General features: G+C 45.2%; 15 protein-coding genes. 7 read left to right on the top strand and 8 right to left on the bottom strand.

Annotation, left to right across the window (positions count from 1 at the left end; translation table 11 throughout):
* Positions 1-18 precede the first annotated feature (18 nt).
* A complete protein-coding gene (locus ACLWBB_RS01920; RefSeq protein WP_413289859.1) occupies positions 19-903 on the bottom strand; it encodes a LysR family transcriptional regulator in 885 nt (294 codons plus the stop codon).
* 100 nt (positions 904-1003) lie between these two features.
* Here ACLWBB_RS01920 and ACLWBB_RS01925 point away from each other — a divergent pair, with 100 nt between their 5' ends.
* On the top strand, positions 1004-1378 hold the full coding sequence (locus tag ACLWBB_RS01925) for a hypothetical protein (RefSeq protein ID WP_413289860.1): 375 nt from the start codon (positions 1004-1006) through the stop codon (positions 1376-1378).
* On the opposite strand, the gene ACLWBB_RS01930 is transcribed toward ACLWBB_RS01925, so the two are convergent.
* Entirely contained in the window at positions 1371-1829 is a 459-nt protein-coding gene (locus ACLWBB_RS01930; RefSeq protein ID WP_413289861.1) for a hypothetical protein, read from the bottom strand. The genes ACLWBB_RS01925 and ACLWBB_RS01930 overlap by 8 nt on opposite strands.
* A 14-nt stretch (positions 1830-1843) precedes the next feature.
* Positions 1844-2818, bottom strand: coding sequence for a hypothetical protein (locus ACLWBB_RS01935; protein WP_413289862.1), 975 nt, complete (start codon positions 2816-2818; stop codon positions 1844-1846).
* A gap of 178 nt (positions 2819-2996) precedes the next feature.
* Between ACLWBB_RS01935 and ACLWBB_RS01940 the strand changes: the two genes are divergently transcribed.
* Positions 2997-3578, top strand: a complete 582-nt coding sequence (locus ACLWBB_RS01940; protein ID WP_413289863.1) for a hypothetical protein — start codon at positions 2997-2999, stop codon at positions 3576-3578.
* A 62-nt stretch (positions 3579-3640) separates the two neighbouring features.
* Here ACLWBB_RS01940 and ACLWBB_RS01945 read toward each other — a convergent pair whose 3' ends face one another.
* Complete coding sequence (locus tag ACLWBB_RS01945) at positions 3641-4123, bottom strand: chemotaxis protein CheW (protein ID WP_413289864.1); 483 nt, start codon at positions 4121-4123, stop codon at positions 3641-3643.
* A gap of 298 nt (positions 4124-4421) precedes the next feature.
* On the opposite strand from ACLWBB_RS01945, the gene ACLWBB_RS01950 reads away from it, so the two are divergent.
* From ACLWBB_RS01950 to ACLWBB_RS01960, 3 genes are read left to right on the top strand one after another with little or no spacing between them, the layout of a single operon-like run.
* Entirely contained in the window at positions 4422-6437 is a 2016-nt protein-coding gene (locus tag ACLWBB_RS01950) for a chemotaxis protein CheA (RefSeq protein ID WP_413289865.1), read from the top strand.
* Positions 6434-7321 carry a CheR family methyltransferase gene (locus ACLWBB_RS01955; RefSeq protein WP_413289866.1) on the top strand — a complete coding sequence of 296 codons (888 nt, stop codon included), beginning with the start codon at positions 6434-6436 and terminating at the stop codon, positions 7319-7321. The genes ACLWBB_RS01950 and ACLWBB_RS01955 overlap by 4 nt, the downstream gene beginning before the upstream one ends.
* Positions 7322-7329: 8 nt before the next feature.
* A complete protein-coding gene (locus ACLWBB_RS01960; protein WP_413289867.1) occupies positions 7330-8388 on the top strand; it encodes a protein-glutamate methylesterase/protein-glutamine glutaminase in 1059 nt (352 codons plus the stop codon).
* Here the strand turns inward: ACLWBB_RS01960 and ACLWBB_RS01965 are convergent.
* Complete coding sequence (locus ACLWBB_RS01965) at positions 8385-9584, bottom strand: CCA tRNA nucleotidyltransferase (RefSeq protein ID WP_413289868.1); 1200 nt, start codon at positions 9582-9584, stop codon at positions 8385-8387. The genes ACLWBB_RS01960 and ACLWBB_RS01965 overlap by 4 nt on opposite strands.
* A gap of 76 nt (positions 9585-9660) precedes the next feature.
* On the opposite strand from ACLWBB_RS01965, the gene ACLWBB_RS01970 reads away from it, so the two are divergent.
* Both ACLWBB_RS01970 and ACLWBB_RS01975 read left to right on the top strand, forming a co-directional pair.
* On the top strand, positions 9661-10476 hold the full coding sequence (locus ACLWBB_RS01970; protein WP_413289869.1) for an alpha/beta fold hydrolase: 816 nt from the start codon (positions 9661-9663) through the stop codon (positions 10474-10476).
* A 94-nt stretch (positions 10477-10570) separates the two neighbouring features.
* A complete protein-coding gene (locus ACLWBB_RS01975; protein WP_413289870.1) occupies positions 10571-12232 on the top strand; it encodes a DEAD/DEAH box helicase in 1662 nt (553 codons plus the stop codon).
* 2 nt (positions 12233-12234) lie between these two features.
* On the opposite strand, the gene ACLWBB_RS01980 is transcribed toward ACLWBB_RS01975, so the two are convergent.
* The 3 genes from ACLWBB_RS01980 to ACLWBB_RS01990 are packed head-to-tail and all read right to left on the bottom strand — an operon-like array spanning position 12235 to position 14162.
* Entirely contained in the window at positions 12235-12660 is a 426-nt protein-coding gene (locus ACLWBB_RS01980; protein WP_413289871.1) for an ankyrin repeat domain-containing protein, read from the bottom strand.
* Positions 12661-12696: 36 nt separating this feature from the next.
* Positions 12697-13371, bottom strand: a complete 675-nt coding sequence (locus ACLWBB_RS01985) for a hypothetical protein (protein WP_413289872.1) — start codon at positions 13369-13371, stop codon at positions 12697-12699.
* A gap of 2 nt (positions 13372-13373) precedes the next feature.
* Positions 13374-14162, bottom strand: a complete 789-nt coding sequence (locus tag ACLWBB_RS01990; RefSeq protein WP_413289873.1) for a TIGR02147 family protein — start codon at positions 14160-14162, stop codon at positions 13374-13376.
* Positions 14163-14211: the final 49 nt, after the last annotated feature.

Here is a 14211-nt window from a genome sequence, read left to right on the forward strand (position 1 = left end):
TCAATTCACGGCCGGTGGCTATTTCTGATCAATAAAACAAGCATCCAGCTCTGATAGCAGTAACCTCAACCAAGGTGCATTTTTCAGTTCTGGGCGGAAGACTCCGTAGAACTGTCTTGGTGCGAAAGTTTTGAGTGGCACAGGGATAATGTGATTGTTCGCGCTGACCGTTGAAATATGAGTGGGCATTGCGGCCCAGCCCACACCCGCGTTCACGAGTTTTGCGACGCTTAAGTAGTTTGCTGTGACTCTTGTGATGTTTAAACGATCGAAATTCACACCATGGCTTTGGCAAATTTGTCCTAGGATCTCGTCAGGATTTTTATAACAGATGCACGGAAGCTTAATTAACTCACTCCACAGGTCTTTTATTTTTGTCGGTGGGGTTTTTAGTAGCTTCTTCGGAATCACAATCATGAAGTGATCACGGAACAATGGTTTTGCTACCAGCTCACTAGTATTAGGAACTTGGTGAACAATACCGAAATCTAAAGTTCTGTTGATTAGTCCTGTAATCGTCGGCGCATTTGCAGACTCTACTAATTGCAAGGTTCCTGGGAATTTCAATTTGTCTGCAAAGCGATCCAGGATTTCACGGCGTGAAGCAATTTTCACATAGGATTTTGAAGGGTCCGCATGGCTTAGAGCTGTATGCTCTATGATCTCTTGAAGACCTTCGAGTTTTTCCTGCAATTGCACACGCAACTCTTCACCAAAAGCAGTCAGAACTTTTTGGCGTCCACGAAATGTGAATATGGCCTGAGGAAGCATTTTCTCGAGCGCCATCAACTGCTTTGATAAAGCAGGTTGCGAAATCCCCAGGCGGTTTGCGGCCGCTTGGACATTCTGAGTTTGGCTAAAACTAATAAAGGCTTCAATCAAGTGAATCGGTATTTTTGGCATAAGATTCTATAACAAAAGGAATATGAAATATGAATTAATATTCCTTATTTAACTCTCAGTTTCATGGGATGACTTCTGAACACATAAAAAAGGAAGGTTTATGAAGAAAATAGGGACATTTTTGATCGCATCCGTAATCTTAGGATCTATCGCCAAGGCGGATACCGAGACAGTCTACACTTGCACTCCAGACAAACCGACACCACTCGTAAGTCAGGTAATTTTGGTCGATGGCATTGGAAGAACAGGGACTTTGACGCTCGTGACGGTAAACGCGGATGGGCAAAAAAGCGAAGTTAGCGAGAGTGCGGAATACTATGATGATATGACGTACTTTGGATACTTTTCAGAGAAACTAGATACTGCCATCGAGTTTTATGATTTTGAAGACACAACCAGTGCTATTCTCAGGTTTGGAGATCAACTATTGCACATGAGTTGCCTGGAGCATGTGCGCCCCGTGGACCCTAATTAAGCTGATACCTTAGAATAAACTCATTCACGTAAGTGCGATCGAGATTTAGTAAGAAAAGCTCTTGTCGCACAAGGGCTTTTTCATCGGAAGATAAAGAGCGATTGCTGCGCTCTGGAGTCCATCCCCAGCCCCAGTGTAAACGGTGCTGAATCGGGGAGTTGTGGCCCCTCATGACGGCGCGGTAAATCAGAGTCGCCCAATAAGGGCCTGCAACGTCTTGTACACACTGTTTGAGGAATCCATCGGAGATATCTCTTTCAGAAAGAGCTCCGCCGAACCAATATCGTAAATCATGTTCGAAGCAACAGTGTTTCCAAAGGCCTGGTTGGCTTGTGGGGCCACTCATGAAAAACGTGCAGTTGTCAGTTTCAAAGGGCTGCAAACTATGAGTCTGCGCTCCACTCAAGCTCGCAGTGAATGTCAGAGCTAAACACAAGAGCAAATATCTCATAGTAGGCTCCTCGATTATTCAAAAATCTCAGGACATTCTTGAATACAAGATTCCCCACGAAGTGCGATCGCAGGTTGTTGGCACTCAGCAGTCATCTTGTGTTCAGAGATGCCAAAGTATTTTACGTAAGGAACGACATCCGTTTTTTTTCTTTGGGCTTCGCAAGCTTCTTTAGCGTAGCGCTCAAGACCCCAGCGGAAAAGGAATGTGGAAAACTCTGCGAGATATTCGCGAGCCTCGTACTTGTTGATGCCGATATTGTTTTGATCAGGACTTGATTGAGCAATCACGAAATCAAAATCTTTGTAGGTGATACTGACGCAGTTGGAATGTTTCTTAAGTCCGAAAGGATCTGCACCAACACTTTCAACCATAGCGACGTGATAGTCCGATGCTAAGATATCACCTGGCTTAAGAACTCCTGCCGTACCCACTTTTTTAGGAGCTAGGCACGAAAAGCCAGATTGATCAGGATGCACGTACATTCTTGCAGGATACTGATGCACCTCTGCCGCTCTCAAAGCCTTGCCACTTTTCAAACGAAGTCCACCCACGGCTAAAGAAGTGAAGACAAACCCAGAGCAGTCGATACCCAGTCCTGGAGAGCCTCCGTTACTGGTGATCCAATAATTCAGAGTCCCGTCTTTGGTGGAGGGCTTGCCACCATAGTCATAGACCATCGGATAGTTCTGGACGTTCACACAGCCCGGCGTCGGGCGATATTCACGAATGTAGTAGTGAGTTCTCGCTACGGCTTTAGGATCTGTGATTTTAACATAGTGGCCTGTCAGAGAATCTGGGTAACGACCGTTATTTTCAACGCCTTCAACATCGGCGATAGAACGAGCCATGGGCTTGAGTTGTAGGGATTCGCAGCTTTGATAGGCGGTTGCCAATGCTTTGCGAAGACCCATAACGGCAGGGGATGGATTTTGTGAAAACGCATTCAAACTAAAGAAAACGGTGATGATCGATAGCAGTGTCTTCATAACACTAATCATATCTGAATTTAGAAATACGCTGAGAGGAAGAACGGTGAGTGTAATTAGAATCTGGTCTATCGTCTTTTGCTGTGTTTTTACACGCATTCCTGAATGACGACATTTGCAACATAACTTTTCAAACCGACTTTTGTATTTTGGAGCTTAAATAACAGGAGGCACTTTTATGAAAGTCCTGATCGGTAGTCTTATTTTTCTTTGCACATTTTCAGCACACGCTGGGTTTCTTCTAGAGCCAGGCCTTACCTATGAAAAAGCCGATAACACCATAGCGTGGCCTTCGCCACTAACAACCTCAACGGGTTCCAGCTCAGGATTGGGATTTAATTTAAAAGCGGGTTGGTCATTTGGTTTACTTTACTTGGCGCTAGACGCTGGTATGTCTTCTCCGACTTTTAAGAACTCAGCAGTGGATTATGATGCCAGTGCCTCATCGACTCTTTACGCCGGTATTCTTGGAGTCGATCTTCCACTCGGATTTCGGGTCTGGGGTGGATATGTCTTCGACGGAAGCCTAGATCCCAAGGCATCGAATGGGTACGATGTGGTCTTCAAAAAAGCCAACGGCTATAAGCTAGGGGCTGGATTCAAACTCATTTTTGTTAGTTTCAATTTTGAGTATATGGATCTGCAATATACCGACTCTTCTATTGAAACACTGGCTGGTGTGAGTACCAATATTGACCTAGACGATAACTTTAAGAACAAAGTCTATCTCTTCAGTGTGAGTGTGCCACTGACGTTCTAAAAAAACAAAAAGGGAAGAGCCTTTCGGTTCTTCCCTTTGAGTGGTTTTAAAATTTTCAAAAATTAAGCTGCGTCAGCCATTGTAGACATACCAGTCAGCTGTTCATGAGAGAACGCAGACACGATGTCGACAAGGATAATTACGCGATTATCGACTTTACCCATTCCGCGCACGAACGACATTGTCGCTTCATTGCCCAAAACTGGAGAAGGTTCGATTTGGTTTTCAGTAAGGTCTGCAACCTCTTTTACTGAATCAACGATCATGCCCACTTGACCGATTTCAGTATCAATAACGATGATGCAAGTGTCGCGGGTGTGCTCTTGAGCATCCATCCCGAACTTCACGCGAAGGTTAACAACAGGGATGATCTTGCCACGAAGATTCATGACACCTTTTACATATTCAGGAGTACGAGGCACAGGAGTGATTTCAACGACACGGTTGATTTCACGGACCGTTTCTATAGGCACTCCGTATTGTTCATTTTGTAATTGGAAAGTCAGATATTGGCCCGGTTTTGCTTTTTTACTAATTTCACTCATGGTCTTGCGCCTTTCAATAGAATCTAAATTTCGTACTCTCTCTTTTCGATGTTTTAAGCTGCGTACTTTAGAGAAAAACGAATGAATTCCTGTTAAAAAATGACTGAAATCCCATCCTGAGGCGTTCTAAAAAAACGATAGAATGTTTGTTGTATAAAAATTTATTTAAGGCGCAGTAAAGTTCTGTTTATCAGACCCGACTAAGGAACATATTTCAATGTTTTCAAGAAGTTGGGGGCCAAGTTTCCCTCTGAAGACGCCGATAAAAATGTGAGTTCTTATCACAGGAGTTTTTGTAATGAGTGAAGACAATTCTTTTTTTGCAGAGCTGCAGACGGAGTTTCTGACAGAGTCTGCTTTCCTACTCGAGTCGTACGAGGAAAGCATGATGAGTTTGGAAAGCGGCGCAAAGCCTAGCGAAGATTTATCACAAATCTTTCGCGTAGCCCATTCGGTAAAAGGTGGTGCAGCAGCAGTCGGACTTCCAGATCTGGCGAAGTTTGCCCATGTGATGGAAGACTTGTTGTCTGTCCTACGCACAGATCCGAGTTTGGTGAACTCCAATGTAATTTCTTTGCTTTTGCAATCTGGTGATGAACTTAAAAAACGTATTGCTTCATTACAACAAGGCGAAAACTCTCCATGGGATCCAGCGGCTCTCGTTGAGCAATTGATTAAAGCACATGAAGAGATCACTGGAAAACCGTCAACTCATCACGGTGAACACGCAGCTCCTGCTGAAGAAGCAAAAGCGCAAGCTCCTGATGATTTCTTTGCAGCTTCAGCTCCAGCAGCAGAAGCTCCTGCAGGGGACGTGGCGAATCTGGATTTAATGGCAGAGCTCTTAGCACAAATGAGTCCCGAAGATCGCGCGGACTATGAAAAATCACAAGCACCCGCTGCATCAGCTCCAGCGCCTGCTCCAGTACCAACACCAGTTCCGGTAGAAAAACCGAAAGTGGTGGCAGAAGCAAAACCGGCAGCAGCGCCAGCGGCTGCAAATGCTGGAAATGGCAATGGCGGCCCAGCAAAGAGTGGGCCTGCTAAAAAAGAAAATATGGTTATCAAAGTAGATACCGGTCGTGTGGACTCGGTATTAGATGCCGTCGGCGAGCTCGTGGTTCTAAAAAACCAAATCGTGCATGACGACTATATAAAGACGGGTGGAAACGTTCGCCTTGAAGCTATCGTCGACCAATTAGATAAGGCCGTGCGTGAGCTTTACGAAAAAACTCTGAGCATCCGTATGACACCGTTGAAATCTCTTTTCGTGAAGATCCAACGTATCGTGCGTGACGTTTCTCTCACTTTGAATAAACCAGTCGATTTACAACTTGTGGGTGAAGAAACCGAAGTTGAAAGAACAGTGTTTGAGCTCTTAGGGGATCCTTTGGTTCACTTGGTGCGAAACGCGATGGACCACGGGGTTGAAAAACCTGAGATCCGTAAAGAACGCGAGAAACCGGCGACAGCTAAAGTGACTGTTTCTGCCAAACAATCTGGCGGTAACGTTATTATTGAAATCGTCGACGATGGTGGTGGTATCAATCGTGACAAGGTTCTTGCAAAAGCGATTGAAAAAAACCTAGTCCCGCACGGAGTAGATCCGAATACGATGCCTGACGAACAGGTTTTCCAGTTTATTTTTGCTCCAGGCTTTTCGACAGCAGACAAAGTCAGTGACTTGTCTGGTCGTGGCGTGGGTCTTGATGTTGTGAAATCCAACTTGGAACGCATCAACGGTAAAATCAATATTCAATCAAAACTAGGTCACGGGACAACATTCCGTCTGACGATTCCTCTTAGTACTGCGATTACTGATGGTATCGTTGTGGCTTTAGAAGGGGAAAGATACATTCTGCCGATTCACTCGATCCGCGAAATCGTACGTGTCATGCCGAAAGATTACACCGAGATCCCGGGTGCGGGCAAAGTCGCAAAAGTACGTGAATGCCTCGTTCCTGTGATTAACATCGGGCGCACTCTTGGGCACATCCACTATGATGTTAGCAGCACTCGTGGCCAAGATTGGCATCAAAGAAAGTCTGAGTCTTTAAGCGCTCGTCGTGAAGAGACCATGTTAGTCATTATTGAATCAATGTCAGGTCAGATGGCAATGCCAGTAGACGATGTTTTGGGCCAAGCGCAAGTGGTAGTGAAGCCACTGGCAACAGGCCAAGATATTCCAGAGGTTGCAGGAGCTGCGATTTTAGGGGACGGTCGTACCGTGCTGATTTTGGATCCGGCAATGATTGTATCCAAAGCAGCTAAGGGCGGAGACCACGAATTCGATCACAAGGAGCAAGCAGCGTGAGCGCGGCCAAAAAAATAGACCCAAAATTCAATCCGCAAAATATCTTTGAATATCAGGACATGGATCTTCAGCAAAAGACCTACGAGCTTTTTGCCAAGAAAATGTATGATATCGCAGGTGTTGATTTGCCGTTTTCACCTAAGAATCACGCGCTTCTTCGCAATCGTTTGATCAAGATTCTTCGTCGTCGCAGTTTAACTAGCTATGAGCAGTACTGGGATTTAGTGCAGACGGGTACTGACGAAGTGATGAATGAGTTTGTCTCGGCATTAACAACGAATATGACCTCGTTCTTCCGCGAATCAGCGCACTTTGATTTTCTAGGTAAAATTCTTCCAGAGCAATTTGGCAAAGTTCCTGAACTTCGTATCTGGTGTTGCGCAGCGAGCACGGGGCAAGAGCCTTACACGATCGCAATGACAGTCCGAGACAGCTTGCCTGAGTCACAAGTGGCCCGCACGAAAATCTTGGCAACGGATATCGACAATCAAGTCTTGAAGAAAGCATCCATCGGCAAATACGATGAAAAAGACATGCAGGGCTTGGATTCTGCTCGTCGCTTGAAGTATTTTAGCAAAGTAAAATCGACGGATAAGAAAACCGGCGAAGACCTTTTCCAAGCGGGCGATGATATTCACAAATTGATTCGTTTTGCGAACTTCAATTTGATGAACGAGACTTATGTTTTCCAAAATAAGTTTCATATCGTCTTCTGCCGTAACGTTTTGATCTATTTTGATGAAGCGACTACTAAAAAGGTAATCTCGAATCTTGCCAATGTGGTGGCTCCGGGCGGCTATTTGATTCTTGGGCATTCTGAATCGGGCAACGTGAAGCATGCCAATTTAAAACCGCTCTCTAGAGCTATCTATCAGAAGTTGTAAGGTGAACCATGAGTAAGATTCGTGTCTTGATAGTCGACGATTCAGCTGTGATCCGAAGACTTTTGGAAAAGTTCCTGTCTTCGTCGCCTGATATCGAGGTTGTGGGTTCCGCTGCGGATCCTTACATAGCTCGTGATAAACTTGTGCAACTTAAACCTGATGTCATGACTTTGGATGTAGAGATGCCGCGTATGGATGGCATTAGCTTTCTAGAAAAAGTCATGCAGCATATGCCAACTAGAACCATTATTTTTTCTAGCTTGGCAAAAACAGGTTCAGAGACTTATTTCCGTGCTCTTGAAGCTGGCGCCATTGAAATTATGGAAAAACCTTCTATTGACGTCTCTCAGTCGATGGAAACGCTGTCAGCGCAAATCATAGAAAAAGTAAAGGTCGTCGCTCGTGCTCGTATTAATCCAATCAAAAAAGTGGCGACACCGGGCACTCCGGTGCAAAAGTCGACATCGACATCTTTGGCAAGAACTACGCATCAGTTGATTGCCGTAGCGTCTTCTACCGGAGGCACTGAAGCTTTGAAGGTATTTCTTTCAGGAATGCCGGCGAATATTCCGGGAACTCTGGTGGTACAACATATGCCGCCAGGATTTACGAAATCTTTTGCCGATAATCTAAATAAAATGTTTCCCTTTGAAGTGAAAGAAGCTGAAGAGGGCGACCAAGTAGTACCAGGCCGTGTATTGATTGCTCCGGGCAATTATCATATGGAACTTTATCGTAGTGGTGCCTACTATCACGTGAAGCTTCACCAGGAAGCCCCTTTGCATAGCGTGCGCCCAGCAGCTGATTATATGATGAAATCTGTTGCCAAGTTCGTGGGTAAGAATGCTTGTGGAGTCGTGCTGACAGGTATGGGTAAAGACGGTGCCGAGGGTCTTTTAGAAATGAAAAAAGCCGGTGCCTATACAGTAGCTCAAAACGAAGAAACCTGCGTGGTTTACGGAATGCCTCAAGCAGCCGTAAATTTAGGGGCTGCTGACAAAGTTTTAGCTTTGGATAAAATAGCAGGCGAGTTGTTATCTAAGATTAGTGCTAAAGACGCCGCTTAATGCTGGTGAGCTTCTGAAGCATCCGTTGGAACCGGTTTATTCGCAAAGCGTTTAAACTGGTTCTCCCAGAAAAGAAGAGTGGCTCCAGTGATCGTGTAGTCCATCTGTGCTAGCTTGAGTGCTAATGGAAGAGCATCATTACGAAGGAAGCCCATTTGGCGGCGCTCTCCTTTACGCATGTACAAATCCACTTTTTGCAGATTATGAATCAAGTGCAAAGCCTTAAAGAAGGTAGCTTGTTCTTGTTTGAACATGCCCAGCTCGTCTCGTAAGAACCCTTGAAGGCGGTCGTCGTTTTGAATGTCGTTCAGATTCCACGACTCTTCACCATAGTGAGCTTTCAAGAAGGCAAACATAAAGCCAGAAAGCAATTCAGTCGGATCTTCGAACTTAAATCCGCAGTTCTTCATGCGCTGAAGATGGCACTCAAAAACGTTGGTCTTTTCAGCATCTCTGTAAATGGCCTGAAGACCACTCAGAGTATTTTCTAAAACACCCAAATCATGAAGTTCAATAAAGGTCAGTGCCGGATCTGGCAGACGCAGAATTTTTAAAAACTCTTCACGACGGCGTGGAAGTACCGCACGTTTCAACTCGGACGCGCACTGTACAATGGCACCCCTCATCTCTGTATCGATGATGAAGTTTACTTTGTGAGACAAACGAACTGCGCGAAGGATGCGGATAGGATCTTCGATAAAACGCTCTACCGAGTTTCCAATCATGCGGAGGGTGCGGTTCGCGATGTCTTTTTGACCATCACAATAGTCGATAATTTTTTGCTGAATAGGATCGTAGAACAGGGCATTGATCGTGAAGTCGCGGCGTTTCGCGTCCTCTTCACAAGAACCGAAGTAGTTGTCGCCAACAACTTCTGCCTCGCCGTCTTCAAGCTCTTCTTGGCGAACATTACGTCGGAATGTAGCAACTTCGAATTGCTGATCTCCACGGCGGACCAAAACTAAGCGGAAGCGTTTGCCGATCACATAAGCATGTGGAATTTTGCGTCGAACTTGATTGGGATGAGCATTGGTTGCGATATCGAAATCTTTGGGATGAATGCCAGCTAACAAGTCGCGAACGCAGCCGCCGACAAGGTAAGTTTCAAAGCCTTCATCTTGAAGGATGCGCACGATTTCCCGGGCATAAGGATCAATCCAGTCTTCGTGCAGTTGTGGTCTCGTAGTCAAATTCATCACCATTCTATTAAGTAGCACTTTTTGTTGTAATGGAAGTGCTAGACTGTGTCAATTTTTGAGGTATAAGAAGTCCATGGCTTACCTCGATTCCTTTCATTATCAGATCACAGGTCCAGAGAATGGCCGCCGTTGGGTGTTTGTTCACGGACTTATGGGGTATGGGGCTAACTGGCGTAAGATCGTTGCGGGTTTAGAGTCCACTGAAAGAGTTTTGGTATTTGATCAAAGAGGTCATGGCCGTTCGCAGAAGCCGGCACAGGGCTATTCTCCTGAGGATTACTCTGAGGATATCCAGCGTATTACCGAAGAGCTGGGTTGGGATCAGTTTATTTTGGTGGGCCATTCTATGGGTGGACGCAATTCATTAAACTTTGCTTACCGACATCCGGAAAAGCTTATCAAACTGGTTGTTGAAGATATCGGTCCTGAGGCCGCCCCGGATGCTGTTGATTACTATGAAAAGCTCCTTGGGGTGGTGCCGACTCCGTTCCCAACTCGAGAAGCCGCTCGCAATTTTTTCCAGAAGGACTTTCTAGAGATCGCCAAGACTCGTGATAAAGTGCAAGTCTTAGCCCAATTCTTTTATGCCAATATCGAAGATAAGCCAGATGGCACAGCCGACTGGCGCTTTTCTAAACAAGGAATTCTGAATTCCGTGATTGAGGGTCGTCTGCAAGAGCGATGGCATGAGGTAGAGTCTCTGCAGATGCCGACTCTCTGGGTCCGCGGAGCCCAGTCCCGTGAGCTTTCTAGGGAAAGTTACGAAAGAATTTTACAGTCCAATCCAATGATTACTGGCGTCGAAATACCTAATGCGGGGCATTGGGTTCATTCTGAGCAACCGGCACTCTTTCTACAAGCTTTGAAGGATTTTGCAGGTGGTTTTTAGGTCCCTATAAACTGCCTGTTTCTTTGACTTTCCCAGAAGTTCTCATTACTTTGGCTTTTTTATGCCCAAATAATGTCCTCATTGGAGTGAAACCTTGAATTTTTCTGAGTTTAATCTAGATCCTAGCCTTAATTCCACTATTGAAAAACTCAATTATACGACATGCACTCCGATCCAAGAATTGTCTATTCCAGTGACCTTGGAAGGCCGTGATGTCGCGGGCTTAGCTCAAACAGGAACTGGTAAAACTGCCGCGTTTCTGCTTCCTTTGATGGAGCGAATTCTGCGTGCTCGTCCATTGCCTCCAGATGCCAGCGAAGAAACTAAAGCGTTGGTTGCAAAACGTGCCTTTCCAGATTGGAAACCGCAAAACTTCATCCTGATTTTGGTTCCAACTCGCGAGTTGGCAGAGCAAGTTCAAGAGAATGTCGAAAAGCTTTCTGAAGTTTCGGGTTTGAAGGGTTTCGCAATTTATGGCGGAACTGGCTACGACAAGCAAAAAGATGCTCTGAAAAACGGAGTGGAATTCATCGTAGCGACTCCGGGCCGTTTGATTGATCTTTACAAAGAACACTTGGTTGATTTGAAGCAAGTTCGTGCCATCGTTTTCGATGAAGCGGATCGCATGTTTGATATGGGCTTCAAAGACGACATGAAATACATCCTTCAGCGCGTTCCAAAAGAACGTCAGTTCTTGGTCTTCAGTGCGACTTTGAACTTTGACGTTTTGAATACCGCTTACCAATTCGGTGCGGATCCAGTGGAAGTGAACATCAGCCGTGATCAAGCCAAAGCTGAAAACGTGAAAGATGAAATTTTCCACGTTGGCCAGGATGAAAAGCCTCAACATTTGTTGTCACTTTTAAAACTTCACAAACCTCGTCAGGCTGTGATTTTCACAAACTTCAAATTGAACGTAGAGAAAATCACTCGCTTCTTGAACGACAATGGCGTTCCAGCAATGGCGATTTCTAGTTTGCTGACTCAAGCTCAACGCACGAAAGTGATGCAGCAGTTTAAAGCCGAAAATGATCTGAACATCCTAGTTGCGACAGATGTTGCGGCTCGTGGTTTGGACGTTCAAGGTGTCGACATGGTTGTAAACTTTGAACTGCCGATGGATAGCGAATCTTACGTTCACCGTATCGGTCGTACCGGCCGTGCAGGAACAACGGGGATTGCATTTAGTTTGGTCAGTGATCGTGATGTGGACTCTTTGGCTCGTATCGAAGACTATCTGAAGCACAAAGTGACTGTCGGATACATGGAAGACAAAGATCTTATCAAAGACTTCAAACCGTTTGTTTGGTCGGACTCTTCTTACTCTCGCTCTTATGAATCTCGTGAGGGTGGCGGTGGTGGCCGTTCTGAGCGTGGACCTCGCCGTGATGGTGGTGGTCGTCGCAACGATCGTCGTCCTCGTCGTGAGGGCGGACCAAGATCGGATCAACCTCGTCGCGAACATCGTGGGGAAGGTCGTCCGCAAGAACACCGTAAAGAGGGTAGTGGCCAAGGTCAACAAGGCCAGCAACGTCGTGGTGAACATCGCGGAGAGCAAAAACAACACCAAAAACGTGGACCTGATCAACGTCAGGATCAACGCCGTCCGCAACAACACGGAAAGGGTGGGCCGCATAAGCAGCAGTCTCACCAACAAAACCGTGGACCGCGCAAACCGCACGCACCGCAAGTTGCAGCGAAACAGAAGTCTATCGGAGAAAAGGTCTCTGGCTTCTTCAAAAAACTTTTCAGCTAAATTTATTTTAGAAGCTTGATAGCTTCTTCGTTCTGGATCTCTTTTGCGAGATCCAGAGGTTTTTTGCCGTCACCATTGGTGATTTCTTTTTTGGCTCCAGCTTTAATAAGCTTTTCTGCGATAGCATCCTGATCGTTGGTGATTGCCATGACAACAGCTGTATCACCCTCTGAGGTTTTGAGTTCTAGATCCACTTTTTGTTGAAGAAGATAGTCGATGACGTTCGTCTGACCGCTGGCAGCCGCTTGCATGAGAAGATTGATACCGCGATTATTCTGCTTATTGAGGTTCGATTGCTCTGCCGAATACTTTTTGAGGATTTGCACATTTCCGGTGTTAGCAGCTTCCAAAGCCATCTCTAAGGACAGAGGTTCCGCCACTGACATCAAAGAAATACAAAAAACACTGAGCAAAGATACAAGAGTCACCGAGAGACCTTCCTGCTCAGAGGTCTCCACTATCGCTTAGCGCATCGGATGGCATTTAAAGTTTATATCTGCCACTATTTGCTGGAACTGTGCTGGAGTCATCTCTGATATTTCCGCAGACATAATAGCAGCCGTGAAGTAACGCACGGAAGTGGTTTTTTCGCCCCAACTAGGATTAAGAATAAAATTTCTTAAGATGATCTCATGCAGAATCAGGCCGGCACGTTGGTACTCGTCCATGATATTCCAAAGATTTTCACTGATCATGTAGCGGTAAGGGCCGATAGTGGAAGTTCGAAGTTGCATGGCCACTTGCACTTTTTGGCAGGATTTCGGAATCACATAATATTGCTCATCACGAATATCACGCATTTCGACATTAGGAATTAAACGAGCTTCGGTCCAAAACCCCTGGGGTGTCAGATAAGAACTCAAGCACGAGTGAATTTCAGGGGATAGATGTTCCAAGGGCGCAATGATTTCTTGGGCAACGTCATTTATATTCACACTTTTGATACGGCTTAGATGAGGTTCATTTATGGGAGTTGTCAGATTGTAAAGGATGTTTCTCTCGAAGAGGTCCAAGAGCCGAGGACGTTCACGAGGACACAAAACGAGATCTCCACCATTGCAGATCTCATCGCCAGCAAAGGTAGATGCAGCAAAGAAAAAAATAAAGGCCGAGATCATGGTGCAAGTAATTTGTTTCATACTTATTTTTCCGCTTGAACATTGGTAAGTGGAATTAACTGAACACAAAGAGAGTAAACTTCGGAGTGAGGATCTGTCTCTAATATTTTGGCAATTTTTCTGCGGAAGAGTTTGATCTCGTCTTTTGCCTTACCAATTTTTTTTGGATTAATTGCCATGGTGATATAAGAAATATCTCGAAGCTCAACCGGCACGTCATGAATGGCGTGAATGCTTTTCTGTAACATAGACTCGTGCATGGAACGAATTACGTCGCTCGGAATGTTATTAGTTGTTGTTGAAAATCCGTTTGTTCTTACAAATCGTCCATCTACGGCCTCGATCATTTTCAATCTTAGAAGGCGTTGCAATGCTCCACTAGCTTCCTCTTCTTTGATCATTAGGCGTTTGGCCATCCACTTTGCATCCATTTTTGCATCTGCGACTTTGAGAAGATTAAGGATTGCCAAGTGGTACCATTGGCGAATGAACGCCAGCTCATCACTTTTAAGAAGGCGATCCGGACGTGAAACCTTCTGTATGTTTGGTGAGGACATTGGCATTTGATGGCCCTCTAGTTTTAACGCGCGTGAAATTTTACTTATGTAGTATGGAGATGGAAGTCTTTTTCCACTCAGGATTTCAGAGAGTTTTCCGGTGGAAATTTGCGCACGAAGTGCGAGTCCGCGTAAGGACATTTTTTTTGATTTCAAATGTGCGCGAACTAATTCTAAAAATTGTGCGTGTTCCAGTGTTCCCCTCCATGTAGCGGGAAAAGAAAATGAATGCGGATGCGTAAAAGAAGTGAACAATAAATTCCAAAAAATGTAATCTATTTTTGTGGGATAAAAGCGTTTCTCG

It is taken from the genome of Bdellovibrio sp. HCB337 (genome assembly GCF_047302465.1).
Taxonomy (GTDB): Bacteria; Bdellovibrionota; Bdellovibrionia; order Bdellovibrionales; family Bdellovibrionaceae; genus JACMRP01.

Bases quoted from the DNA above. Each gene is read 5' to 3' on its own strand.
- ACLWBB_RS01970 (WP_413289869.1), top strand. From the start codon at position 9,661: ATGGCTTACCTCGATTCCTTTCATTATCAGATCACAGGTCCAGAGAAT.
- ACLWBB_RS01950 (WP_413289865.1), top strand. From the start codon at position 4,422: ATGAGTGAAGACAATTCTTTTTTTGCAGAGCTGCAGACGGAGTTTCTG.
- ACLWBB_RS01925 (WP_413289860.1), top strand. From the start codon at position 1,004: ATGAAGAAAATAGGGACATTTTTGATCGCATCCGTAATCTTAGGATCT.
- ACLWBB_RS01935 (WP_413289862.1), bottom strand. From the start codon at position 2,818: ATGAAGACACTGCTATCGATCATCACCGTTTTCTTTAGTTTGAATGCG.
- ACLWBB_RS01920 (WP_413289859.1), bottom strand. From the start codon at position 903: ATGCCAAAAATACCGATTCACTTGATTGAAGCCTTTATTAGTTTTAGC.
- ACLWBB_RS01965 (WP_413289868.1), bottom strand. From the start codon at position 9,584: ATGAATTTGACTACGAGACCACAACTGCACGAAGACTGGATTGATCCT.
- ACLWBB_RS01940 (WP_413289863.1), top strand. From the start codon at position 2,997: ATGAAAGTCCTGATCGGTAGTCTTATTTTTCTTTGCACATTTTCAGCA.
- ACLWBB_RS01930 (WP_413289861.1), bottom strand. From the start codon at position 1,829: ATGAGATATTTGCTCTTGTGTTTAGCTCTGACATTCACTGCGAGCTTG.
- ACLWBB_RS01945 (WP_413289864.1), bottom strand. From the start codon at position 4,123: ATGAGTGAAATTAGTAAAAAAGCAAAACCGGGCCAATATCTGACTTTC.
- ACLWBB_RS01960 (WP_413289867.1), top strand. From the start codon at position 7,330: ATGAGTAAGATTCGTGTCTTGATAGTCGACGATTCAGCTGTGATCCGA.
- ACLWBB_RS01985 (WP_413289872.1), bottom strand. From the start codon at position 13,371: ATGAAACAAATTACTTGCACCATGATCTCGGCCTTTATTTTTTTCTTT.